The sequence below is a fragment of the Pedobacter sp. B4-66 genome, assembly GCF_018492665.1.
Classification (GTDB): Bacteria; Bacteroidota; Bacteroidia; order Sphingobacteriales; family Sphingobacteriaceae; genus Pedobacter.
In genome coordinates, this window is the sequence record NZ_JAFVME010000001.1 from 941,981 (window position 1) to 968,566 (window position 26,586).

Here is a 26,586-nt window from a genome sequence, read left to right on the forward strand (position 1 = left end):
GTATAAAAAATGAAATTATCTCATCTAGCAGGGATGCTTTTAGTCGGAATGGCTTCAGTTGGTGTGTTTATAAGCTGCACCTCGGACGTTAAAAAGGCCAATGGCCAAACAAAAACTGCCCCTGGAGATTCGACAGCGTCTGAAACAAAAGAAGATTTGCGCGGACCTATTGATACTGCGAAGTATGATTCAATTATGGCAAAATTAGCTAATGGCGATACCACAGGTAAATGGCCGGTTAAAAAACAACCATATCCACTAGCGGGTGCAATACTTCCATTTAAACGTATTGTTGTTTATTATGGAAACTTACACTCTAAAAAAATGGGTGCTCTTGGAGAATATGCTCCGAAAGAGATGTGGAAAAGATTAGATGCCGAAGTTAAACATTGGGAAAAAGTTGACCCTTCTACTCCAGTACAACCAGGTTTGCACTACATTGCTGCTGTAGCAAGTGGTACTCCGGGTAGAGATGGCAAATACATTAACCGTATGGCTAACTCACAGATTGACTCTGTATTGAAAATCGCTAAAATGCGTCCTAATACCATCGTGTTTTTAGATTTACAGGTTGCACTTAGTAACATTAAAGCTGAGTTACCTCATATTGAGAAATACTTACAATTGCCATTTGTGCATTTAGGTATAGATCCAGAATTCTCTATGAAAGATGGTTCGTTACCTGGCAAGAGAATAGGAACTTATGATGCTGCTGATATCAACCATGTTTCTCAGTATTTAACTAACTTGGTAAAGAAATATAACTTGCCTCCAAAAGTATTTGTTGTTCACCGTTTTACAAAAAAGATGGTTACCAATGCTCAGAACATTAAACTTCGTCCAGAAGTTCAAATTGTAATGCACATGGATGGATGGGGTGAGCCAGAACTTAAAAAAGGAACCTACCGTCACTTTATTTTCTCTGAGCCAGTTCAGTTTACAGGTTTCAAAGTGTTCTATAAAAATGATTTGAAAAAAGAACCTAAGCGTTTAATGACCCCTGAAGAATTGATGAAATTGAAACCAGTTCCAGTTTATATTCAATACCAGTAATGGGTTTAAAGATTTAACTAAAAGAGGGCATTTTAAAGATGTCCTCTTTTTTTATGCTACCTACTCAATAAGCTATGATGTTAATAAGAAAACTCCACTAACCTTTCAGGGTTATCAAGTTTGGTGCTTTTTCTCTTCCCATTTACTGTTGCATGAATCATATTAACCTGAGAATCATGCTGTTCAAAGAGTATGTCGTTTTGAACATCTAGCTTCTGTATACTTTCTACTTTTTCACTTTCAAAATAACACCATGCAGCATCTTCTTCAATCTGATATCCTAAATACTTTAGGCTAAGCAATTTGTTATTGGCCTTAATCTGTAAGTGGTTCTTAACATAATCAGAGATCAATCCATCTACTTGCTTACGATCTTTAGGTTTCAAGATATTGATGCTAGTTTTGTAACGTTTATCAAGTGCGCTTTCTAAATCATCAAAAAATATACGCACACTTACCTGTACAGTTTTTGTTTTTGGACTATAATCTACCTCAGTTACGCTAACGTAAAACGGATGAAATATATTTAACCAAAAAAATAAAATAAGTTGTAACATTTTGTATAGGTAGATATAAAATAGAATATTTCTTGCTATTCTGTATCCAAAATTACAACTTTAAAATATAATGCAGGATTTCAAACTCTATTTTGATCTTGGCTGGTACCATATTTTAGATTGGCAGGGCTACGATCATATACTTTTCTTACTTGCTCTTTGTGGTATTTATACCATCTCCGACTGGAAAAGAGTACTAATTTTGGTTACCGCATTTACCGTTGGCCATAGCATTACTTTAGCCTTAAGTGTGTTAAATGTTGTGCATGTGAATTCTGCGCTTATTGAGTTTTTAATTCCTGTTACCATCCTGATAACAGCATTATCCAATATCCTTAATAAAAAACCTAAACCTAAGGCCATTAGGTTAAAATACACTTTAGCGCTTTTTTTCGGATTAATACACGGTATGGGGTTTTCTAATTACCTGAAGAGTTTGCTTGGCAAAAGCAGTAGCATCGTTGTTGAATTACTTGGCTTTAATTTAGGCTTAGAATTTGGTCAGGTGTTGATTGTTTTTGGTGTCCTCCTACTTTCATTTATCCTGGTTACGATCATAAAAATTAAGCGTTGGGACTGGAATTTCTTCCTTTCATCCGCTATATTTGGTATATCATTTGTAATGGCCGCCGAGCGCGTCCATGCAATCCTTAACTAACAAAATGAAGAAACTTTTACTTCTAGCTACTGCATTAGTTTTTAATGCCGGTGTATATGCACAATCGTTAAATAATCCGGGTTCAAATCATGGTAATAAATTTGAACAGCTGGGCACTATGCTTTCAGATCCAAACTACTATCGCTCTGCATCGGGCGCACCGGGGCCAGCCTACTGGCAACAAAGGGCAGATTATGAGATCAATGCCGAACTGGATGAAAAAAATCTTAAGTTAAATGGTTCTGAAACAATCACCTATTACAACAACTCCCCCGATCCTTTAAGCTATTTATGGGTGCAGCTTGATGAGAATCAGAACAAAGCTACTAGTGATAACAAGCTTACGCAGACCAGCAAAATAAAAGAGAAAATGACATTGGATGATTTCTCTGATATCATTGGTCGCAATGATGATCTTGGTGTCAAAATCATTAAAATTACCGACGAGAAAGGCACTACTCTTCCGTATGTAATTAACAATACCATGATGCGAATTGACTTGCCTACGGTACTTAAACCTAAGGAAAAATATAAGTTAAAGATAACCTGGAATTATAACATATCTGACCGTAAAATTGTGCACGGCAGAGGTGGTTATGAGTATTTCCCTGAGGATGACAACTACCTGTTTACCATCACACAATGGTTTCCACGCATGGCTGTTTACTCCGATTTTCAGGGATGGCAGAATAAGCAATTTGAAGGCAGAGGTGAGTTTGCACTGGTATTTGGAAATTACACGGTGAACATGACTGTTCCGGCCGACCATGTGGTTGGTGCAACGGGCGAATGTCAGAATTATCCACAGGTTTTAAGTGCAACTAGTTTAAAGCGATGGAACGAAGCACAAACAGCAAAAGCTCCTTTGGAAGTTATAAATCTTGGCGAGGCAAAATCGGCTATGACAAAGAAGAGTACTGCAAAAAAGACCTGGACTTATGTGGCGGAAAATGTAAGAGATTTCGCTTGGATATCTTCAAGAAGATTAGTTTGGGATGCCATGGCTACTTATATTGATGGTAAAAAAACGATGGCCATGTCGTATTATGGTCCAGAGGCCTACCCTATTTACAGCAGGTATTCTACTAAGGTTGTTGCCCATACTTTAAAATCATATTCTAAGCATACTATTCCATATCCATATCCGGTGGCCATATCAGTTGAGGCTTCTAATGCTATGGAATATCCAATGATTTGCTTTAATCATGGTCGTGCAGAAAAAGATGGTTCGTATACAGAATCGCTTAAATATGGTGTAATCAGTGTGATTATGCACGAGGTAGGCCATAATTTCTTTCCAATGATTGTGAACTCTGACGAAAGACAATGGACCTGGATGGATGAGGGTTTAAATACATTTTGCCAGTTTATGGCAGAACAGGAATGGGATAACAATTATCCTTCGCAAAGAGGTCCGGCGCATAAGATTGTTGACTACATGAAAATGCCTAAAGATCAACTGGAGCCCATCATGACTAATTCTGAGAACATCATGAATTTTGGCCCTAATGCTTATGCTAAACCTGCTACAGCCCTAAACATTTTAAGAGAAACCATAATGGGCAGAGAGCTTTTTGATTATGCTTTTAAAGAATACGCAAAACGATGGGCTTTTAAACACCCTACTCCTGCCGACATGTTCAGAACATTGGAAGATGCTTCGGCAGTAGACCTTGACTGGTTTTGGAGAGGTTGGTTCTTTGGTACTGATCCGGTAGATATTTCATTGAATAGTGTTCGTTACTATCGCATGAACAGCATGAAACAGGCTACTGAAAATGCGGAGAACAAGAAAGCTTATGATAAAGACAACAAATACCTAAGCAGAGAACGTAATAAGGCTGAGGGTGTAAAGTTCGCTATTGAACAAGATACCAGCTTGCAAGATTATTACAATAAGTTTGATCGCTTTGAGGTTAGCCAAACTGCTGATGAGCAATTCCAGGATTATTATAAATCTTTAGGTGCTGAAGAGAAAAAAATCTATGAGAGCAAAAAGAACTTTTATGAACTTGATTTCTCTAATCTGGGCGGTTTAGTGATGCCTTTAATTATTGAATGGACATTTAAAGATGGCAGCACTGAAACGGACAGGATTCCTGCTTATGTGTGGAGAAAGAACGAAAACAAGATCACCAAGGTTTTTGCTAAGGATAAGGAAGTTGTTTCTGTACAATTGGATCCTAACAGAGAAACAGCTGATATTGATGAGAACAACAATTCATGGCCAAGAAAAAACCAGGCTACAAGATTTGAATTGTTTAAGGAGCAAAACCTGCCGACATTAAATCCAATGCAGGAATCTAAAAAACAGAAGTAATTAAAAAGCCATCTCGCGATGGCTTTTTCAAAGATACTAAAACAAAAAAAACTATCTATTTAGACTTCTCTTTCAAGAGGTTTAATTCTTTTTTAAGCAGGTCAATTTGTTCCTGCTGCTCTTTAATTGCGGCTACTAATACCGGAATCAGGTTTTCTGACTGTACTTCGCTGTATCTGGCAACTTTTGCATTGTTCTTGCCCTTGTCATATATTTTAGTGGCCTCGTAAACCATAGCCGGGTATTCTGATTGTACGTTACTTGCAAGGAAGCCATACTGCTCGCCAGCCGGTAATTTAAGATGCTTGTACTTCTGTACATCATACTTAAAAGTTACAGGTTCTAAGTTTTTTAAATGCTCTGTAGAATTAGAAATCTTATCTACGTTAACTTTTAACTCTTGCTCTTCAATTTTTTGTGCGTTTACCGACAATGCAGTTGCGCTTAATAAAACGCCTAATACGGCACCTTTTGATACTAAAGGATATCTCATAAAATAAATTTATTGTGTAATGTGTGAATTTTGATTGTTGTGTATTTACAATCAGGCTTCTGGAGGGGGATATGGTAATGAAATAACTGAGGTGGCCGTACGATTCACATAGCTATAATTAACCTTTTTTGAGGTTAATGTATGTGCGAGGTCAACAGTTGGCTGATGAATAAATACATCATCAGTAAGTTCCAGATTTTTTAATTCTTTTTCTTCCTCTGAGGATTCAGAGTCGTGATCGGTTTGATGAATTGCTACTGTTTGTTTATCGTTAGTTACAGGAAATAACGAGGCATGCTTCACCAGCAAAAATGAAAGTAAAATAAGAATGCCCGTCAACTGTTTCAACATAAACTAAGTAGTATCTATCTTTTAATTGTGATCTGTAATCCGACAAATATATTTATCTAAATTAAAATCACGCTATGTTTAAGCAGAAAATGACATAAATTTAATGATGTAAAAACAGAGAAGATCAGGATGTTAGGCTTAAAACAAGCCTAACTGTCCTTTATCATCAATTTCTATATCATTAGGATTTGTGATCTCAAACTTGATTTCCTTTGCCGGAGTTTCGGCTTTTGGTTTAGCTTCAGGTTCCTCTTTAGTTGCTTCCTTTTTAGTCACCACAGCTTCTTTAGGTTCCGGTTTGGCTTTAGGCTCTTCTTTGGCTGCTTCTTTCTTAGTCTCTACCGCTTTCTTAGCCTCAGGCTTTGCTTCTGATTCTTTTTCAGGCGCTTTTGGAGTTCCCCATGCTTTTTTAGGTTTTCCTTCGGCAACAGGAGCTTCAACTGGTTTTTCCTCTGCTTTTTCCTCAACCTTTTCTACGGGTTCTACTTTAGGTGCAGGTTTTGTTTCTTTAGCAACAACAAATGGTTTCTTTTCTACAGGCTTCGGTTTTTCTGCAACCTCTTCTACTTTAGCAACGGGTTCTGCTGAAGCTTCAATTTCTTCCGGAGCAGCATCAGCATCTTCTACGTCCACGGGTTTCTCTTCAGATTCAGTTTCTGTAGTAGTTACCTCATCAGTTGATTCAGATGTTTCTCCTTCAGATTGTTCCTCACTAAAAGAAGTCTCTGAGGCAGTAGCTTTACTTTCTAAAACCAGTTCCGCCTCTTCATGATTAGAAATATTCAGGTTTTTCACATCATGTTGGCTCAGTCTATTTCCATTAGCTTTTATACCCTTTACATCAATAAACTCTGCCAGCAGAATTTCTAACGTTTCAGGCGTTTGTGTTTTACCTTTAAGTACATCAACAGTTAAAACTGCTTCAGGGTTACTGGTCAGGTAAAGGAATTTTGATCCTTGCTCTTCACTAATCAGGTTACCTTTTTTACCTACAGCAATTGGTTCAAATACAAATCTCTTGACAAAGTAGTTTTTAGCTTTTCCTTCGTATTGTACAACTGTAAATGGTTTTTCAGGATCAAACTTCTGGATGAGGATCAGATCAGCATCAAAGTGATTGCTCAATTCGAAAGTGCTTAGCTCATACCATCCCTCTTTATGAACCTGTAATATCTTATCGTCGCCGTCAAATTCGCCAAGGTATTTACCTCTGCCGTCAACGTTAAGTCTTCTAAGCAAATCATCGTACCATATTTTAAGTCCGGAAAGTGTAGATACACCTTTGGTTTTTAACAACACTTTTTTGATAGGATATTTGGATACAATATTACCTTGAGACCCGCGCCCTTTAATTGCTATTTCGGCATAATCCAGATCAAACTGAAGCTTTTTAAGCTTAGTATGTGGTTTTAACTGTACGGTAACTACTTCTGCTTCTCCGTTAGGATTTGCAGTAAAGTACAATACTTTAGAGCCTTTACTTCCTTTGGTAAGGTCGTATTCTTTATCGCGAGTTACGCCTACTACGGCGAAACGTTTAATGTACGATACTCCACTGGCACCATCCTTATAGATCATGTTATAGATGGTACGCTCATCGCCTTTTTTAAAGACCTGAGCATGGAGAATTCCTTTACCCACAAAGGTTTTATCAGCTACTTTGGTGATGATGCATTTACCATCTTCTCTGAAAACGATGATTTCATCAATATCAGAACAATCGGCAATAAATTCATCTTTACGCAAACCAGTACCCACAAAACCGTCTTCACGATTCAGGTATAACTTTACGTTGGCTAAGGCAACTTTAGAAGCTTCTACTCTATCGAACAAGCGAATTTCCGTTTTACGTTCTTTTCCCTTACCGTACTTATCCCTAAGTCTCTGGAACCAGGCAATGGTATAATCAGTTAAATGACGAAGGTGATTCTTTACAACTTTGATTTCATCAGCTAAAGCTTTCATCTGATCATCCGCTTTTTTAACGTCAAAGCGGGTAATACTACTCATTGGTTTATCAATAAGTTTCTTGAAATCTTCGGGCTGAATCTCTCTGTATAAATCTGGCTTAAATGGCTCGAATAAGCGGTTTAAAACCTCAACAACTATTTCAAAATTACCAGAGTTCTCGTAGTCTGAGTTTTTGTACATGCCTTCCTGAATGAAGATCTTAAGTAATGAACTAAAGAATATTCTTTCCTGCAATTCATGCAACTTAATTTCCAACTCCTGTTTTAACAGGTTCTTGGTGTTGTGCGTGTTCTCAGTAAGGATATCATTAACACTCAAAAATTGAGGTTTATCATCCTTAATAACGCAAGTATTTGGAGAAATAGAAACCTCGCATGAAGTGAAAGCATACAAGGCATCAATGGTTACATCGGGCGAAATACCGGGTGCAAGGTGGATAACGATCTCCACATGTTGCGCGGTATTATCTTCAATCTTTTTGATCTTGATTTTACCCTTATCGTTAGCAGATAATACACTATCGATTACTGAACCTGTTGTTGTACTGTATGGTATCTCGGTTATTACAAGTGTTTTCTTGTCTTTTTCTGTAATTTTTGCCCTTACCCTGATTTTACCTCCGCGCATACCTTCGTTATATGCAGAGAAATCGGCCATACCACCGGTAAAGAAATCAGGAAGGATATTTGGTCTGGTTCCTTTTAATACTTCAATTGAGGCATCAATAAGTTCCAGAAAATTGTGAGGCATAACCTTGGTAGCCAAACCTACCGCAATACCTTCTGCTCCTTGCGCCAATAGCAAAGGGAATTTAACAGGCAAGGTAATAGGCTCGTTGTTACGGCCATCATAACTCAATTGCCAAACTGTAGTATCCGGATTAAATACTACTTCGTTTGCAAATTTAGATAAACGTGCTTCGATGTAACGGGCCGCAGCAGCACTGTCGCCAGTTACCGGATCACCCCAGTTACCCTGGCAATCTATCAGCAGTTCCTTTTGTCCAATTTGCACCATCGCATCACCAATTGAAGCATCACCATGTGGGTGATATTTCATGGTATTCCCGATAACGTTGGCTGCTTTATTAAAACGTCCATCATCCATCTCTCTTAGAGAGTGCATGATGCGTCGCTGAACCGGTTTTAAACCATCGTTGATGTGTGGAACCGCGCGATCAAGAATTACGTAAGAGGCATAATCGAGGAACCAGTTTTCATAAAGCCCGTTGATAGGGATTATAGTATGCTTGCTTTCTTCGTTTATGTTGTTTTCTATTTCGTCGCTCATCAAAAAAGGATTGGATTTTGTAAATATAAGGGTTGGAATGAAATATTAGGAACAGAAGTTTTTAACAGTTCTTAGTTAATAACCTATGTTTTTGGGCTTAATTGACTAGGTTTTCATGATTTTTGGGCATTATTTCATTAATTGACGTTTTATCTTTCCAATCGTTCTTCAACAAATACAAAAGGCAATAGATTTTTAATCCCTTTTACTTTTATTATTTCGCCTCCGATACAGTAAAAAAGCACTTCAATTTCTTGCTTTTGTTTCTGTTCAAACTCGGCCATTACCTGTAAACATGCACCGCATGAGGTAATCGGTTTTTGGATTACAAAGCTACTGCTTTTTGCAGTAATTGCCATTGTTTGAATTGCTAAATCCGGATAAGCAGCCCCTACTGTAAACAAGGCAACGCGCTCTGCACAAAGTCCGGATGGATAAGCTACATTTTCTTGATTACTCCCAAGAACTATTTGCTTATTACTTAATTTTAAAGCTGCTCCAACCTTAAAATTGGAGTAAGGTGAATATGATGATTTTAGCGCCTCTTCGGCCTTTAAACATAGTTCCTGATCTGACGCGGTTAGCTCATTTAAGGACTTAAAAGTTTGATAGCTAACAACAAAGTTTTTCTGATCCATATTTAAACATACGTATTTTTATAACAATAGGTTAACAACAATTTTATCACTTGATTTAAACAATTTAATTATTTAGATTGTAGATATAAGTAAGAAACCTAATTTTGGTGTCGATGGCATGGTTTTAGTTATGAGAACCACGTATTAAAAACCCTATTAAACGCATTTCAATTGAATATATATATTCGTAAAAGTCTTAAAATCATACTTTGGGTAATTGCAAGCATCATTTTGCTGGTTGTCCTTATTGCGCTTTCCCTAAATATTCCGACAGTACAAAATTTTGTTAAAGACAAAGCGATAAGCTATATAAAGAATAAAACCAAAACTGAGGTAAGTCTGGAGAGTATAAAAATTGCACTCCCAAAGGATGTGGTACTGAACAAGTTTTATATTGAAGATAAAAAGGGCGACACGCTACTTTACGCTCAAAAACTTTCTGTCGACATTAGCTTATTTGAGCTTTTGAATAACAAAGTGGAGATCAATGACATTTCATTGCAAAAAATAAGAGCCAATGTTACCCGCATAAACCCAGACACTGCATTCAATTTTTCTTTCCTGTTAGATGCTTTTATGTCTGAACAGAAAAAGCCGGAAGAAGAGATTACAAAGGACACTACATCTACCCTGAAGTTTTCTATTGATAAGGTGTCTTTTGAAGACATAGGTGTCGTTTATCGTGATGATGCGGCGGGCAATGATGTAAAGTTACATCTGGGAGAGTTTACTGCTAAGATTAAAGATTTCGACATGGATAAGCAGCACTATGTGATCAAATCTTTAGCCTTAAACAACACTTCATTAAAATACCTGCAACAGAAACCGCTTACACAGTTACAGGCTCATATAGAGAATAGTCTGGATACTGCTAAAGCAGAATCAGGCAAATTGCCACTGGTAGAGATACAGGATTTTGCTTTTAATAATATCAAAATAGGGTTCGACGATCGGATTTCGGGCATGAATGCTGATGTTGATTTGAACAAGCTAGCCTTAACTCAGCTGTTTATTGACCTTACCAATAGCAATTATAAAATTGAGGATGCGAAGCTGAATGACACCAAAATTGATTTCAGCTCACCAACCAATAAGGCCAATGTAAACGTTAATGAGCTATCGTTAACCAAGCTTTTAGCTGACGTTAAAAATGGCAAATACAAGGTTAATGATGCAAAGCTTAACAAATCAAATATCCTTTTTGCATTAAAACCTGTTAAGCCTACTAAAGAAATAAAAGCGGACACTTCGGTAAAGTCTTCGCCCCTATCGTTATTGGTCGACAATATAAACTTAGTAGAAAACAATGTGCAGTTTGATAATCTTAGCGCCAAGCCCACAAAGGGAATGGATTTCAATCATTTAAAATTCACCGATCTTACCTTGCTTGCTGAAGCACTTTCGTATAGCGATTCAGGTCTAAAAATAAATGTTAAAGAAGGGTTATTTAAAGAGAAAAGCGGTTTTCAGTTGTCTAAACTAAGAGGTGATGTTGTCTATTCTGACAAGGCAATTAAGGTGAATAATTTCTTATTGCAAACACCTAACACTACGATAGAAAACGTTACAGAATTAAACTACACCTCTCTTGAAGATTTAACAAAACATCCTGAAAGGGTAAAACTTTCGGTAGTGGTTAAAAATACAACTATTGGTTTAAGAGATGCCTTTTACTTTAGTGATGCTGTGCCTGAGAACTACAAAAATGAGAAGATAAAAGTTAACGCCAACGTGAGTGGATATATGAATAATTTGGTTATTCCCAGGCTACAAATCTCGGGGTTAAAAAGCACAAACATTGATGTTAGCGGACGGATAAAAGGACTCCCCGATATGAATAAGGCTTACTTTGATATGAATATCAAAAGGTTTGCCATGACTAAAAAAGACCTTTTGGTAGTGATTCCTAAAAAAACTTTGCCTGGTAATATTGAGCTTCCCAATGTGATTGTTGCAAACGGAAAGTTTACTGGCTCAATGACCAATTTCAACACAGGCTTTAACATTAATACAGATATAGGATCGGCCAAGTTACTGGCTAACATGAAAGGTCCGAAAGGAAAGGAAAGTTATGTTGCCAATGTAGACTTGAATAATTTTAATGTAGGCAAGCTACTTAAGCAACAGGCTCAGTTGGGTAAAATTACGGCTAAAGCTAGTGTTAAAGGAACCGGACTTGACCCTAAAACTTTATCAGCACAGTTTAAAGCACAATTAGTAAGTGCATACTATAACAAATACACCTATAAAGACCTCTTTTTAACCGGCGATTTTAAACAGCAGAAACTGAATTTAAAAGGCAATATGGCTGATACCAATTTGAATTTTGATTTAACAACAGCTGTAAATATTGCAGGCAAATATCCGGCAGTAAAAGCCGTTATGGACTTAAAACAGGTTGACCTGCAAAAACTGCACTTTAGTCCTGGTGAATTTAAAGTTGCCGGAACTATCAATGCAGATGTAAAAACTGCTGATCCGGATTACCTGAATGGTGACATTTTTGTAAATGGCTTGCAGGTAGTTAAGGATGGTCAGCGCTTTAATGTAGACACCATTATTGTACATTCTGAAGCCAGTGAAACTCATAACATGCTTACACTGAAGTCTGAGTTTCTACGGGCTAAAATAGATGGTAAATATCAGCTTACCAATATCGGTAGCGCCGTAATTAACCAGATCAATAAATACTATCAATTTGGAGAGGTTACTAAAATCCCCGATCAAAGATTTAGGTTCTATATGAACTTTTACAATCCTAAGATCCTTCAAAACTTTGTACCGGAACTAACCACCTTCGCCCCTGCCAGAATGAATGGTTTAATTGATACGCAAAAGGATAGTTTGCTAATGAATGCTTCTTTCCCTCAAATAGTTTATGGAGGTTTTAGGGTTGATAGCTCGAAATTGAATGTAAACAATACGGATCAGAAACTTAATTATAAGCTACAGATAAAAAGCTTTCAAAGTTCTGCAGCTAATTTGTTTAATAGTGAGATCAGCGGTGATGCCGTAAACAACAACCTTGCTTTAAATATCTACTTAAGAGACAGTAAGCGAAAAGATAAATATGTTTTAGGTGGTAATTTCAAATCCATTAGTAAAGATTTTCGGTTTAGCTTCAATCCTCAAAAGCTATTGCTCAACTATGAAAAATGGGCTATAGCTCCTCAAAATTATATCCAGTTTGGTCAGTCGGGTATTATAGCCAGTCAGTTTAACCTAAGCAAGGGCAATCAGCTTTTAGGGATTAACAGTACTGACACTGTTGCCAATTCCCCTTTGAGAGTAGAGTTTAAAGATTTTAAAATAGAAACGCTTACAAAGTTTGCTGAGCAGGATAGCTCTTTGGTTGGCGGTACTATTAATGGCACTGTTGATGCAAAGGAGCTGATGGATACGCCTAAGTTTGAAGCGAACATAACAATAGACCATCTAAGGTACTTAAAAGATGAGTTTGGTACTTTAAGAGTAGCGGTAAATAACAATACAGAAAATGCCTACGAAACCAACATTGCATTGTCTGGGGTGCACGAGTTAAGGGTTAACGGATTTTACTACACTTCTCCGCAGAGTGCACTTGATCTTACTTTAAATATTGACAAGATTGACCTTAAGGCCATAGAAAGTGTTTCAATGGGGCAGATAAAGCATGGCTCGGGTATCGTGTCTGGTGAGTTATCAATAAAAGGACCATTGGATGCACCTAAAATTTTAGGGGATATTAAATTTAATCAGGCCGCATTTACGGCAACCTATGTGAATTCTTATTTCAGAATGCCAAATGAAACCATAAGTTTTACTGATAAGGGAGTAAACTTTAACAGGTTTACAATTATAGATTCTTTAAATCAAAAGGCTGTAATTACAGGTGGCATCCTCACTACTGACTATAAGGATTTCTCGTTCAACATGGACATCAGAACCAACAACTTCAGATTAATGAACTCTACTGCTGCTGACAACGACATGATATACGGTACTGTTTATGTAACCAGCACCATTAAAGTTCGCGGTGATTTAAACCAGCCGGATGTGGATATGGATGTTAGGGTAGAGGATAAAACAAAGTTCTTCTTTGCAATGCCTCCTGATGATCCGTCGATTATTGATCAGGAAGGTATTGTGCAGTTTACGGATTTCAGTGCTCCCCCGTTTAATGGCAAAAAGGCCTTAAGTGTGAATGATTCTATAAGCAAGCCTCCTATTAAAGGGCTTAATTTAGCTGCTACTATTAATATTGATGAAAATGCAGAATTGAATGTTGTTGTTGATCCTTCTAACGGCGACGCTTTAAAGGTTAGAGGACAGGCATCTTTAACAGCAACGATGGACCCTAGTGGCAAGACCAGTTTAACTGGACGATACCAAGTATCTGATGGTAGTTACAACCTTACTGTTGGGCCTGTTAAAAAAGACTTTAAGCTACAACAAGGAAGTAGCATTGTATGGACAGGTGATCCAATGGAGGCCAATGTAAACTTAACGGCATTGTATGAAGTAAACACTGCTCCAATAGATTTGATAGGCGATCCAACTCAATATGAAGCTAAGACAAAGCTTCCATTCCAGGTGTACCTTATGATGACTGGCGAATTGTTAAAACCGAGTATCAAATTCAGATTAGATTTACCGGAAAATGAGCGGGGCGCAGTTAATGGTCAGGTGTATGCTAAATTACAGAATGTAAACACAAATGAAAGTGAACTGAATAAACAGGTATTTGCGCTATTGGCGCTTAACAGGTTTATTGCAGATAATCCATTCCAAAGTTTGGCTGGCGGAACTAGTGTTTCCTCTATTGCCCGCTCAAGTGTTAGTAAACTGTTAACTGAACAGCTGAATAATCTTGCTTCTGATTTGATTAAAGGTGTGGATATAAACTTTGGTTTAAATTCATCTGAAGATTACTCAGCATCGGGTAGTAAATCGCAAAAAACAGATCTGGAGATAGGTCTATCTAAAAAACTATTGAATGATCGTTTAATTGTTACTGTTGGTAGCTCCTTCGGATTAGAAGGCCCTCAGCAGCAAGGTCAGAATACTACCAATATTGCAGGAAATGTTAATGTAGAGTATCTACTCTCGAGTGATGGCAGATACAGATTGAGAGCTTACAGGCGCAACCAGAACGAGGGTGTAATTGAAGGGCAGATTATTGAAACAGGGCTTGGTTTTGCATTGGTGGTTGATTACAATAAATTCAGAGAGGTTTTCCAGAATTTCTCTAAAAAGAAAAGATTTAGAAATGAAGAGAGGCGTAAAAATGAGACAACAAATTAAATCCAGCTTATTTATACTTGCGTGTTTAATTTTTGGAGCCTGTAGCAGTACCAAAAACCTTAAACCCGGAGAGATATTATATACCGGTGCAGATATTAACATCAATCCTGATTCAACAGCAAAAATTGAGAATCAGAAAGAGGTTAAGGATATCCTTCTTAGTAAAACAAGGCCTAATGCTAATAAGTCGATTTTAGGAGTAAAGTTTAAACTTGCCATGTATAATCTTGCCGGTGAGCCTAAAAAACCGAAAGGGATTAGACATTGGTTACGTACAAAAGTTGGTGAACCGCCAGTGCTTTTAAGTGAGGTTAAAATACCATACAACAACGCCGTACTTAAAAGCTATTTGCTTAGTCAGGGTTATCTTCAATCTGAGGTAAATGGAGATACCGTTGTTAAGGGCAAAAAGGGAAAAGCACTTTACACTGTAGTTACCGGTGAAAGGTATAAGATAAATAGTGTTGAATTTCCGAAAGACAGTACCGGTGTCGTTGCTGCAATCAATCAGAATAAAGATAAAACTTTATTAAAAGTTGGCGACAACTATGATCTGGAGACTTATAAAAATGAAAGAATAAGGATAGACAATGATTTAAAGGAACGTGGATATTTTTACTTTAGTCCGGACTATTTAATTTTACAAGTAGACAGTACAGTTGGCAAAAACCTTGTAGACATCAGAATAAAAGTAAAAGATATTGCTCCTGATGCAGGCTTAAAACCTTATACCATTGAAAAGATTAACATCTACCCTAATTACTCTTTAAGAAGGGATAGCGCAATAAGGCACTCGATTCCTGAAGTATATAAGGATTTCAATATTTATGATTCACGACACACTTACAAATCAGGTCTATTTGACCGCCTGGTATTCTTTAAAAAAGATGAAACGTATAACAGACGTGATCATAATCAATCTTTAAACAGAATGGTTAACATAGGTGTTTTTCAGAATGTAAAAGCCGAGTTTTTACCAGTTGATAGTTTTAGAAATAACAAACTTAATTTAAATATTTTCCTTACCCCATTAAAGAAAAACTCTCTTTCATTTTCTCTTACAGGAACAAGTAAGTCCAACAACTTTGTTGGATCGGAAGCCAAGTTAACACAAACTACCCGTAACCTTTTTAGAGGTGGAGAGCAATTGGATATCAGTGTGAGTGGTGGCTTCGAAACTCAGGTAAGTGGGCAGGCAAAAGGTTTGAACTCTTATTCTTTTACTACTGAGGCAAAACTTACTTTTCCAAGATTTATACTACCTTTCTTTGATTTCAATAGTACCAATGCGTTTATACCTAAAACCATTGCTTCATTATCTTATCAATCGCTAAATAGAGGATCTTTATATAGCTTGAATTCAGTTAAAGGAGAGTTTGGATATATTTGGAAAGAGAACTTATATAAGGAACATACTTTTAATCCAATCTCTATCAATTACGTAACATCTAATGTAACAAATGACACGGCTAAGAGAGACAGCTTGTATCTTGCAAACCCGGGTTTGAAAAACAATCTGGAAAGCCAATTCATTATTGGAAGTAATTACAACTTTACTTTCACTAACCAGATGGAAGATTTTAGAAGAAATAACATCTATTTTAATGGAAGTTTGGAAACCGGTGGAAACGTTTGGGGCATGTTTGCAGGTAAAAATAAAGAAGGCAAAAAAACAGTACTTGGCATTCCGATTAATCAATTTATCAGAGTTGAAACAGATTTTAGAGATTATTATAAGATCACAAAACGACTTATCTGGGCAAGCCGTTTAAATCTTGGCTATGGTTATGGTTATGGTAATAACACATCCATTCCATTTGTGCGTCAATTCTTTGCCGGTGGCAGTAATGACATTAGGGCATTTGCCGCCAGATCGTTAGGCCCAGGTTCATATAAACAAAAGGATCAAACCATTAGCTTTACTGACCAAAGTGGAGATATAAAGGCAATGGTTAATACCGAACTACGTTTTAAACTATTTAGCATTTTGTATGGAGCATTATTTGCAGATGCTGGTAATGTGTGGTTAAGAAAAGAAGATCCTGAAAGACCGGGCTCAGGATTTAATTTTAAAGATGCACTTGATGAAATTGCAGTAGGCACAGGTGCTGGTCTCCGTGTAGATGCCTCAATCTTTGTAATTCGCTTAGATGTAGCCTTCCCTATCAGAAAGCCGTATCTTGAGCCTGGAAATCGCTGGGTAATAGATCAGGTAGATTTTGGAAGCAGTGCCTGGCGAAAAGAAAACTTAATTTATAACATAGGTATTGGATATCCTTTTTAATATTGATTATGACATTTTTAAAAAAAGCCATTCACTTTGTTAAAGCAACAGCTCATTTATTTATAGCCGCAGGAAAGGGATTTATGGAAGATAGGGTTATGAAGCTAAGTGCCGCACTCGCCTACTACACCATCTTTTCCCTTACTCCTCTTATTATTATTATCATTGCAGCAGCTAGTCTGTTTTTAGGTGGTGACATTGCTCATACGGTGGAGTATGCTGCTGATGGAACGGTTAAGGCATACAAGATGGATCCGAGAGAAGAACTTTTCTCTGAAATACAAGATTTAGTTGGCCCGGAAGCCACTGCTCAATTAAAGTCATTTGTAAAACAATCTAATGTTTCCGGGAAGAGTACTTTAGGATTAATTATAGGTATCACCACGCTTATTATTGGTGCTACTGCAATGTTTATAGAAATTCAGGACAGTATTAACCTGATCTGGAAAGTAAAAGCTGTACCCAAAAAAGGTTGGAAGAAACTAATTACCAACAGGCTGCTCTCCTTTTCACTAATTGCATCATTAGGGTTTTTATTGCTCGTTTCCCTCGTTATAAACAGCGTTGTAGTTGGTATAGGAGATAAACTTGTAGGGCTTGCTTCTAAGGTTGGGATTGAAAAGGTATCTGAACTTTTTATGCTAATCTTAACTAACGCTTTAACACTAGCTGTAGTAACCTGCATTTTCGCGATCATATTTAAGGTACTGCCTGATGTTGATTTAAAATGGAAACCGGCAATTGTTGGTGCCTTATTTACTGCTCTACTATTCAGTTTGGGCAAGTATGTAATTGGAATTTACATAGAAAGAGGCAACCCTGCTTCGGCTTTTGGGGCTGCTAGTTCCATCATTGTAATTCTTCTTTGGATCTACTATACCTCTATCATATTGTACTTTGGTGCTGAATTTACACAAGCTTATGCAGAAAGATACGCTAAAGGTATCTCACCAAGTAAGTATGCTGTACACACCAAAATTGTGGTAGTAGAAAAAAAGGTGGATGTATTACCACCTCAACATCCAGAAGATACAAAGATAATCTGATGGGGCTAGCTATATGTATTTAATCATCTGATCCATCAGCTCCTTTTCTAAGAACGGCTTTAATACCAGATCATTCATTCCTGCTTTTAAATAGGCTTCTCGGTTCTCCTGCATTACGTGAGCTGTTATTCCTAAAATTGGAATTCTAGACTTCGCAAAATCTCCATTGTACCGGATTTCGTGTGTAAGCTCTACCCCGCCCATTACAGGCATTTGAATATCAGTTAGGATAATGTCGTAATCCTTTTTCTTGTATAATTCCAATGCTTGTTTACCATCATAAGCAGAATCATATTCCATTCTCCACCTTTTCAGTATTGTTTGAACCAATAGAATGTTCATTTTATTATCGTCGACTAGTAGCACTCTTTTCCCTGCTAATTCTCCAACACCCGACACTCCTACATTAACACGTTGTTCCTGTTCGAATTCTGAAATAAGGTAAGGGATTTCAAAACTAAATACTGAACCCTTACCAAGTACACTGCTTACATTTATTTTACCGCCTTGTAATTCTACTATCTTTTTACAGATTGCCAGTCCTAAACCTGTTCCCTGAAGCTGTGTTTTAGCCGATGAATAGATTTGTGAAAATTCAAGAAATATTACTTCAAGATCTTCTTTAGCCATACCTATTCCAGTATCCTCTACCTGTGCTTTTAATACAGCTTGTTTTTTCCCATCTAACACCAACTGAACTCTAAGTGTTATCTTTCCTCTTTTAGTAAACTTAATGGCATTGGTTAACAGATTCATAACAACCTGTTTTAAGCGAAGACGATCGCCAATTAAATAAACCTTGTTATCAATAGATATTTTATTTTCTAAATGCAACCCTTTGTTCTCAGCTAATACATTCATACTGTGAAAAACTTCAGCAATCTCTAATTCTGGCGAGAAGGGTTCAGATTCAATATTTATTTTACCTACTTCGTATTTAGAAAAATCGAGAATCTCATTGACCAATTCCAATAGCATTTCCGATGAATTCCTGATGGCATCCACCTGTTCCCGCTGTTCCTCATTCAGGTCACTCTTGCCAAGTTGCTCAGAAAATCCAACTACTGAATTTAATGGAGTTCGTATCTCATGGCTCATATTAGCAAGGAAACGACTTTTTGAATGTGAATCCTGAGCTGCCAGGCTATTCATACTAATTAATAGGCTTTCATTTTTATAAAGCTTATAAAGATTGTATAGTATAATGATGGCCAAACTAACTAACAATAATGCATCTATTAGTTCCATTCCACTTAATGCCTTAAGTTCTCCTTCAAGCTCTTCTCCCAAGGTTACTCTGCGCTTGGTAATATATTCAATATCATTTCGCTTAAAGTCTTTTAGCACAGTAATGATATCCTCGATCAATTTATTATTCAAAAGCAAAATTGCTTGTTCATTGGTTTTTATCTTATTGTTATTGGCATAAAGCTTACGATAATACGCTTCTACTTCGTCCAGCAGTTTATTATTGAAATTTGTGACCTCATTTACAACGCCTTCGTTTTTAGTTGTCTTAACAATTGTAACTGTACTATCCTTAGAGCCTTTATTGGAAATCGCATCAGCCAGTCTGCCAAAGAATTTTTTACGTGGTGCAACGGCCTGTTTAATGGTATCTACCGTTGCAACTGTTTTAAACTTTTTCTTTATTGAATTGAGGTTAATTTTTGCCTTAGCTCTGTTTTCTTCCAGACCAAGTTTAGAGAACCCAGCAAACAAGCTATCTGTTAACCGCCTAAGTTTCAAATAGCTTTCTGTTTTTAGTTTTTTTTCATTTACAAGCCCTTTTAAATCCTTACGCTTTACATCATTCTCTTCTTGCTTATTAAGGTCATTTAAAAGAAATGAAATTCGTTGAATTCCTTTTGAGAATTGATTGAGGTAATACTTGTCGGCAGTTACCGCATACATACGCGAATTGTTCTCTGCCTGATAGAGAATATAAATGCAGCTATCTACTTCGGAATAGCTCTTTTGAAGAGTTGTTAGTTTTACAATATCGCCCTTAAGCCCATTAACTTTATTGTTACGAAGGTATAATAGAAAGGCATAGGTAAATAATGCAATTATTAAAAAGGCTACTACAAAGTAACGAAACGGATCTCTTCTCTTAGCGTTGAACGGCATATGATTTAATTATGCTGTAGTTATATCTACAGGATTTATCAAATAATTATATCAAGAGGGATCTGATTGGAATACAATAATAAACCAAAAATTTCAAATAACCGATACTTTAATGAATCTTAAGCAACATCTTGTGTTGTTTCGTCAGATTCATCTACTGCAGCAACTTCTTCAATAGCCAATTCTTCTATTGTATCTTTTTCTACTCTAAGGTTTCTGATGATATGCTGCTGTCTATCTGGAGTGTTTTTACCCATATAATACTCCAATAAGTTTTTGATCGTTTGATCTTTAAGGATCACAGGATCTAACCTGATATCCTTACCTATAAATAAGCCAAATTCATCAGGAGAAATTTCACCTAAACCTTTAAATCGTGTAATTTCAGGCTTATTACCAAGCTTCTCAATTGCACGTTTTCTTTCGTCATCGCTATAGCAGTAAATAGTTTCCTTTTTATTACGAACTCTAAACAATGGCGTTTGTAAGATGTAAACATGGCCCGCACGTACAAGATCGGGGAAAAACTGAAGAAAAAAGGTCATCATTAATAACCTGATGTGCATACCATCCACATCGGCATCTGTAGCGATTACGATGTTGTTGTAGTGCAATCCTTCCAACCCATCCTCAATATTTAGCGCATGCTGCAACAGGTTAAACTCTTCATTTTCATAAACCACTTTTTTAGTAAGCTCATAACAATTTAAAGGTTTCCCCTTAAGACTAAAAACAGCCTGGCAATCTACATCTCTGGATTTAGTGATTGAACCAGAAGCAGAATCACCCTCAGTGATAAACAAGGTAGTTTCGTATCTTTTATCGTGATTACTGTTAAAGTGAACTTTACAATCTCTTAGTTTCTTATTGTGTAAGGAAGCTTTTTTCGCTCTGTCGTTAGCCAGTTTCTTGATGCCGGCAATATCTTTACGCTCTCTTTCAGATTGTAATATTCTTTTAAGCAATGCATCAGATACATCTGAATGTTTGTGCAAGTAATCATCAAGCTCCTTTTTAACAAAATCGTTAATAAAGGTTCTCACAGAAGGGCCATCTGGTCCCATGTTCTGTGACCCAAGCTTTGTTTTAGTCTGTGATTCAAACACTGGTTCCTGCACTCTAACAGAAATAGCAGCTATAATTGATGCCCTGATATCAGAAGCATCATATTCTTTTTTATAGAACTCTCTTATCGTTTTCACCACAGCCTCACGGAATGCAGCCTGATGTGTACCACCTTGTGTAGTATGCTGACCATTAACAAAAGAGTGATAGTCCTCTCCGTATTGTTGGCCGTGAGTCATTGCAATCTCAATATCATTACCTATTAAGTGAATAATAGGATAACGCAATTCTTCGGCTTTATTAAATTTAGAAAGCAAGTCGTATAATCCTCTTTCCGAGAAATATTTTTGATTATTAAAGTTAACAGTAAGGCCAGTATTCAAGAACACATAGTTCCAGATCATGCTTTCTACAAAATCTGGTATGTAATGGTAATTTCTGAAAATAGTTTCATCCGGATAAAAGGTAATTGCAGTACCGTTACGCTGAGTAGTTTCGAAAATATCATTTTCTAAAACAACTTCACCTTTAGAGAATTCTACTTTTTTAGTTTTTCCATCACGATAGGATTGAACCACAAAATTAGTAGAAAGTGCATTTACTGCTTTAGTACCCACACCATTTAACCCTACCGATTTTTGGAATGCATTGCTATCGTATTTACCCCCGGTATTTATTTTAGAAACACAGTCTATTACTTTACCCAATGGAATACCCCTACCGTAATCCCTCACATTCACTTTATGTTCGGATACGGTAATTTCAATTGTCCTGCCAGAGCCCATTACAAACTCATCTATTGAGTTATCCACAATTTCTTTAAGCAAAACATAAATCCCATCATCCTGTGCAGATCCATCACCCAGTTTACCAATGTACATACCGGGACGTAATCTGATGTGTTCTTTCCAGTCGAGGGAGCGTATACTATCTTCGTTATAATTCGGTTCAGCCATAATGTAAGTGAGTATAATGCAAAAATACGATAATGCAGTAAATTTACTCGAATAAGCTGGGGAATCAATTACAAAGTTTCAACAAATGCACATTTTCATGTATATTCAAATAAATTAAATCCAGATTTAATATGCGACCTGAAAAACAGCTCTCCATGCTTGACTTATCAATGATCGTTGTAAGTCTGGTGATTGGGATGGGCATTTTTCGCACCCCCGTTAATGTGGCTGCAGGAGCGCAAATACCGGAACTGTTTTTCTTAGCCTGGATAGTTGGAGGTTTAATCGCCTTATGCGGAGCCTTAACTTATGCCGAAATAGGATCCCGCTTTCCGGTTACCGGAGGTTACTATAAAATATTCTCCGCATTTTATCACCCTTCCATTGCATTTGCCATCAACTGCATTATAGTAGTTTCAAATGCCGCGTCGGTTGCTGGTGTTTCCATTATTGGGGCTGAATATTTAAGTAAAATCATTTTGCCACTTGAAATGCAGACAGAGTTTTCAAGGATAGCAATTGCGGCTGTTTCCATTGGTCTGTTTTATTTCGTCAACTTATTAGGCTTAAAGGTTAGTTCTAAGGCACAGAATATACTCTCCTTGGTGAAAATCGGTATGGTGCTAGCATTAATTGGAGCTGTATTTACGGGCCCTGCAGCACACTCTGCTCCTTCAGTTTTCAACACATCAACCGGTGTAGTACCCACTTTATTTGATTATGGTAAAGCTTTAGGCGTTTGCTTAATTGCAATCTCTTTTACCTTTGGCGGATACCAACAAACTATAAACTTTGGTGGCGAAACAAAATCACCGGGCAAAGTCATACCTCTCGCAATTATTACTGGCTTATCAGTCATTTTTGTACTCTATCTGGCAATTAATTACGCATATGTAAGAGTTATAGGGTTTGAGCAGCTAAAAACAGCCGAAAGCATTGCAGCGATACTTGCAGGGAAGATCTTTGGACCAATAGGCTTTACCGTTTTATCCGGTTTAATTTACCTTTCTGTTTTAGGCTATGTAAATGTCAACTTATTAAGCAATCCACGGGCTATGTTTGCCATGGGCGAAGAGAAAGCGTTACCGGCAATCTTTACCAAAAAGAATAAAAAAACAGATGTGATGTTCGTAAGCTTAACTGTATTTACCATCATCTCAATAAGTACTTTGTTCTATGCACAAACCTTTGATAAAATTTTAAATTACACTATATTTTTAGATTGTATCGGTATGGCTACTTCGGCGGCCACCATATTCTTTTTAAGAAAGCGAACCGCACACCTTGATAAGAAAATCATTTACAGCATGAGCCTTTATCCGCTAATGCCATTAATATTCATTGCGGCCTATTTGTTCGTGGCAATTAGTATTTATGTTGATGATCCAGAGGCCGCAATAAATGGACTATTGATATTTTCGTGCTTTATAATTATATATTTCGTAAACCGATTATACCGTAAAAGCCGAACGTAGAAAGCAATATAACAACCAGAATTAACAAGCCCAATCCATTACCTTATATACGATGCCGATAAAAGAATTACCCTTTAAAAAAGAAATTGCCTACGCAGCAGGAATGATGGGTTGGAGCATCATGACTAACATCATTATTGTGATGTTGCCCTATTTTTATCTTCCACCAAACAACTCAGGGCTCACTCCTCTTGTGCCTCAATTATTAGTGTTCGGAGCCTTTAATATCTTATCATTAATTGCAGCATCGGGCAGGTTATTTGATGCAATATATGATCCATTTATAGCATCTATAAGTGATGCCAGTGACAATCCAAAAGGTAGACGTATTCCTATTATGAAATACGCAATCATTCCAGCAGTAATATGTTGTTCGCTGGTTTTCTACCCAATGGTTAAGGGCGAAAGCATTACCAATGCCTGGTGGCTTACCGTAGTACTTGCTGGCTTTTTTATTTCAGTAACCACTTATATTATCCCTTACAATGCACTCTTAGCGGAACTAACACATAGTGCCGATCAAAAAGTTAAGCTCTCTACCTTCCAACAAGTAGGTTTTGTTTTAGGGATGATAATTGGAGCAATGTGCAATAATTATGCAGACCTGATTCAGGATGTTTTTAAAATTACAGACCGATCTGAAGCACTCCAATACACCATCTTTTGTCTTAGCATCTTCTCTGGACTTGTCATGACCTTACCCGTTATGTTTATTGAGGAGAAAGAATACACTGATGCTAAACCAACTCATATTGACCTTATACCGGCACTTAAAAACACATTTAGAAATACCAATTTCAAATATTACCTGATCTCAGATTTCACTTATTACATTGCCTTAAGTATCATATCAAGTGGCTTACTTTTCTTCGTTACCGTGTTGTTAGGTTTGCCAGATTCTGATGGCGGTAAATTTATGGGAACTATGGTAATTTTATCCCTCTTCTTTTATCCCTTTATCAATTATGGAGCTAAAAGATTCGGAAAAAAGCCTCTGGTATTGGTTGCATTTGGCATACTTAGTTTAATATTTGTCACCATTTATTTCTTAGGCAAGTTGCCCTTTTCGCCTGCCGTGCAAATGTACATACTGGTAATTTTCGCTTCCTTCCCTTTGGCCTCTTTAGGTATTTTGCCTAATGCAATTTTGGCTGACATTGCGCAAAATGACACCAAAGAGACGGGCGAAAACCATGAGGGGATGTTCTTCGCCGTGAAATACCTCTTTGTAAAATTAGGTCAGACTATGGGAATAGCTATCTTTGCTATGCTGACTGTATATGGCAAAGATCCTGGAAATGATTACGGGCTGCGTTTAAATGGTGTTGTAGGCTTTGTACTTTGTGTACTGGCACTTTTGTTTTTTAGTCGCTTTAAAGAAAACAAAGCTTCTGATTTATAACTACATACCTATAAAAGAGTGAGATGAATAAAAGCCGGAAGTTTATATGTACCTTTGCCGTGAGGTGATATTCTTTTGCCTCGTATTATACATTAAAATACAAACACATTGTTATTCGAAGAATTAAACCTGATTGAGCCAATTTTAAAAGCGCTGCAAACAGAAGGTTATACACAACCTACCCCAATACAAGAACAATCTATTCCATCCATACTTCAAAACAGAGATCTGTTAGGGTGCGCTCAAACTGGCACAGGTAAAACTGCCGCGTTTGCTATCCCAATGCTACAGTTACTTAGTAAACCTCACACCAATACAAAAATACACAAAGCGATAAAAGCATTGGTATTAACACCAACTCGTGAGCTTGCCATACAAATTGAAGAAAGCTTTAAAGCTTACGGAAAAAACCTACCAATAAAACAACTGGTTATATTTGGTGGTGTTGGACAAAAAGCACAAACTGATGCATTACATAGAGGTGTCGACATCCTTGTCGCCACTCCTGGAAGATTATTAGATCTGATGAATCAGGGCTTCATCAGCCTGCGCGACATTGAGATCTTTGTTCTTGATGAAGCTGACAGAATGCTTGACATGGGTTTCATCCATGATGTAAAGAAAGTTATTGCTAAACTACCTGTTAAAAGACAGACTTTATTTTTCTCGGCTACCATGCCAAAAGAGATCCAAACTTTAGCCAATACTATCCTTACAAATCCAATTAAGGTTGAAGTTACCCCTGTTTCATCTACTGCAGAAAAAATCCAACAAGAGATTTTCTACGTAGAGAAAAACGACAAGAAGGATTTATTGCACCATATTCTAAAAGACAAAACCATTCAAACTGCATTGGTATTTTCTCGTACAAAACATGGTGCTGATCGTATTGTAAAGGATTTGATTAAAGTTGGTGTTAAAGCCGAAGCCATCCATGGTAATAAATCGCAAAATGCTAGACAACGTGCATTAACCAATTTCAAAGCTAAAACCACACGTATTTTGGTTGCTACTGATATTGCAGCACGTGGTATCGATGTTGATGAGTTAACTCACGTAATCAATTACGAACTACCAAATATTCCTGAAACTTATGTACACAGGATTGGTCGTACTGGTCGTGCCGGTTTAAGTGGTATAGCTCTTTCGTTTTGCGATTCGGAAGAGAAAGAGTTTTTAGATGATATCGAGAAATTAATCGGCTTAAAAATACCCGTTACTGAAGATCATCCTTTTGCTATGAGCTGGCAAAGCCTGATGTCAGGTGCTGCCGCAGCGAAATCAAAAGGAAAAGCTAAACCTGCAAGGGGTCAGCGTCCTCCAAGAACAGAGCGTCAACCTAACTTAAGTGGTGCTAAAAGAAATCCAAGCAGTGGAAGCAGACGCTGGAGCGGTAACAAAAAATCAAATTAAGTGATCTGTTTTCGGGCTGCATTAATTTGCGCTGAAGAAGCGCAAAAGAACGCTAGGCCCTCTATCAGACACTGAATTTGCAGGAAAAATAAAAAAGGGCAGGATCTTCGTAAGAAGATCCTGCCCTTTTTTATGAGGTTTATCTTTTATATTGATAGTGATATATTTAATATTATGCTCTACTGGCTATTTTAATATTAT

At 37.1% G+C, this 26,586-nt stretch carries 16 protein-coding genes; 9 read left to right on the forward strand and 7 right to left on the reverse strand.

The genetic code is table 11. The features are described 5' to 3' along the window. Nucleotides 1-9: 9 nt before the first annotated feature. Nucleotides 10-1,053 carry a hypothetical protein gene (locus J1905_RS03850; RefSeq protein WP_214225897.1) on the forward strand — a complete coding sequence of 348 codons (1,044 nt, stop codon included), beginning with the start codon at nucleotides 10-12 and terminating at the stop codon, nucleotides 1,051-1,053. Between the two features lie 80 nt (nucleotides 1,054-1,133). Here the strand turns inward: J1905_RS03850 and J1905_RS03855 are convergent, their stop codons facing one another. Beyond that, entirely contained in the window at nucleotides 1,134-1,610 is a 477-nt protein-coding gene (locus tag J1905_RS03855) for a DUF6702 family protein (RefSeq protein ID WP_214225898.1), read from the reverse strand. 70 nt (nucleotides 1,611-1,680) lie between these two features. Between J1905_RS03855 and J1905_RS03860 the strand changes: the two genes are divergently transcribed. Together J1905_RS03860 and J1905_RS03865 are read left to right on the forward strand one after the other, a co-directional pair. Further along, a complete protein-coding gene (locus J1905_RS03860; RefSeq protein WP_214225899.1) occupies nucleotides 1,681-2,268 on the forward strand; it encodes a HupE/UreJ family protein in 588 nt (195 codons plus the stop codon). 4 nt (nucleotides 2,269-2,272) lie between these two features. Next, on the forward strand, nucleotides 2,273-4,588 hold the full coding sequence (locus J1905_RS03865; RefSeq protein WP_214225900.1) for a M1 family metallopeptidase: 2,316 nt from the start codon (nucleotides 2,273-2,275) through the stop codon (nucleotides 4,586-4,588). Nucleotides 4,589-4,643: 55 nt separating this feature from the next. Here the strand turns inward: J1905_RS03865 and J1905_RS03870 are convergent, their stop codons facing one another. The 4 genes from J1905_RS03870 to J1905_RS03885 form a co-directional block, all read right to left on the reverse strand. After that, entirely contained in the window at nucleotides 4,644-5,081 is a 438-nt protein-coding gene (locus J1905_RS03870; protein WP_214225901.1) for a tail fiber domain-containing protein, read from the reverse strand. A gap of 51 nt (nucleotides 5,082-5,132) precedes the next feature. Continuing rightward, nucleotides 5,133-5,432 (reverse strand): hypothetical protein, encoded by a 300-nt coding sequence (locus tag J1905_RS03875; RefSeq protein ID WP_214225902.1) that lies wholly within the window; start codon nucleotides 5,430-5,432, stop codon nucleotides 5,133-5,135. Between the two features lie 138 nt (nucleotides 5,433-5,570). Then, entirely contained in the window at nucleotides 5,571-8,693 is a 3,123-nt protein-coding gene (locus tag J1905_RS03880) for a DNA gyrase/topoisomerase IV subunit A (RefSeq protein ID WP_214225903.1), read from the reverse strand. Between the two features lie 149 nt (nucleotides 8,694-8,842). After that, nucleotides 8,843-9,331: a cytidine deaminase gene (locus tag J1905_RS03885; protein WP_214225904.1), complete on the reverse strand. Its 489-nt coding sequence runs from the start codon at nucleotides 9,329-9,331 to the stop codon at nucleotides 8,843-8,845. 171 nt (nucleotides 9,332-9,502) lie between these two features. On the opposite strand from J1905_RS03885, the gene J1905_RS03890 reads away from it, so the two are divergent. Genes J1905_RS03890 through J1905_RS03900 form a run of 3 tightly spaced genes read left to right on the forward strand, consistent with a single transcriptional unit; the run spans nucleotide 9,503 to nucleotide 17,944 of the window. Continuing rightward, complete coding sequence (locus J1905_RS03890; RefSeq protein WP_214225905.1) at nucleotides 9,503-14,614, forward strand: translocation/assembly module TamB domain-containing protein; 5,112 nt, start codon at nucleotides 9,503-9,505, stop codon at nucleotides 14,612-14,614. Then, complete coding sequence (gene tamL, locus J1905_RS03895) at nucleotides 14,580-16,898, forward strand: translocation and assembly module lipoprotein TamL (RefSeq protein ID WP_250317983.1); 2,319 nt, start codon at nucleotides 14,580-14,582, stop codon at nucleotides 16,896-16,898. The genes J1905_RS03890 and tamL overlap by 35 nt, the downstream gene beginning before the upstream one ends. An 8-nt stretch (nucleotides 16,899-16,906) precedes the next feature. After that, nucleotides 16,907-17,944 carry a YihY/virulence factor BrkB family protein gene (locus J1905_RS03900; protein ID WP_214225906.1) on the forward strand — a complete coding sequence of 346 codons (1,038 nt, stop codon included), beginning with the start codon at nucleotides 16,907-16,909 and terminating at the stop codon, nucleotides 17,942-17,944. A 9-nt stretch (nucleotides 17,945-17,953) separates the two neighbouring features. On the opposite strand, the gene J1905_RS03905 is transcribed toward J1905_RS03900, so the two are convergent. Both J1905_RS03905 and J1905_RS03910 read right to left on the reverse strand, forming a co-directional pair. Further along, entirely contained in the window at nucleotides 17,954-20,074 is a 2,121-nt protein-coding gene (locus J1905_RS03905) for an ATP-binding protein (RefSeq protein ID WP_214225907.1), read from the reverse strand. Nucleotides 20,075-20,193: 119 nt separating this feature from the next. Next, a complete protein-coding gene (locus tag J1905_RS03910) occupies nucleotides 20,194-22,095 on the reverse strand; it encodes a DNA topoisomerase IV subunit B (protein ID WP_214225908.1) in 1,902 nt (633 codons plus the stop codon). A gap of 131 nt (nucleotides 22,096-22,226) precedes the next feature. Between J1905_RS03910 and J1905_RS03915 the strand changes: the two genes are divergently transcribed. The 3 genes from J1905_RS03915 to J1905_RS03925 all read left to right on the forward strand — a co-directional run bounded on the left by J1905_RS03915 (nucleotide 22,227) and on the right by J1905_RS03925 (nucleotide 26,385). Next, a complete protein-coding gene (locus J1905_RS03915; RefSeq protein ID WP_214225909.1) occupies nucleotides 22,227-23,570 on the forward strand; it encodes an APC family permease in 1,344 nt (447 codons plus the stop codon). 52 nt (nucleotides 23,571-23,622) lie between these two features. Beyond that, nucleotides 23,623-24,972, forward strand: a complete 1,350-nt coding sequence (locus tag J1905_RS03920; RefSeq protein WP_214225910.1) for an MFS transporter — start codon at nucleotides 23,623-23,625, stop codon at nucleotides 24,970-24,972. Nucleotides 24,973-25,080: 108 nt separating this feature from the next. Beyond that, nucleotides 25,081-26,385, forward strand: coding sequence for a DEAD/DEAH box helicase (locus J1905_RS03925; RefSeq protein WP_214225911.1), 1,305 nt, complete (start codon nucleotides 25,081-25,083; stop codon nucleotides 26,383-26,385). Nucleotides 26,386-26,586: the final 201 nt, after the last annotated feature.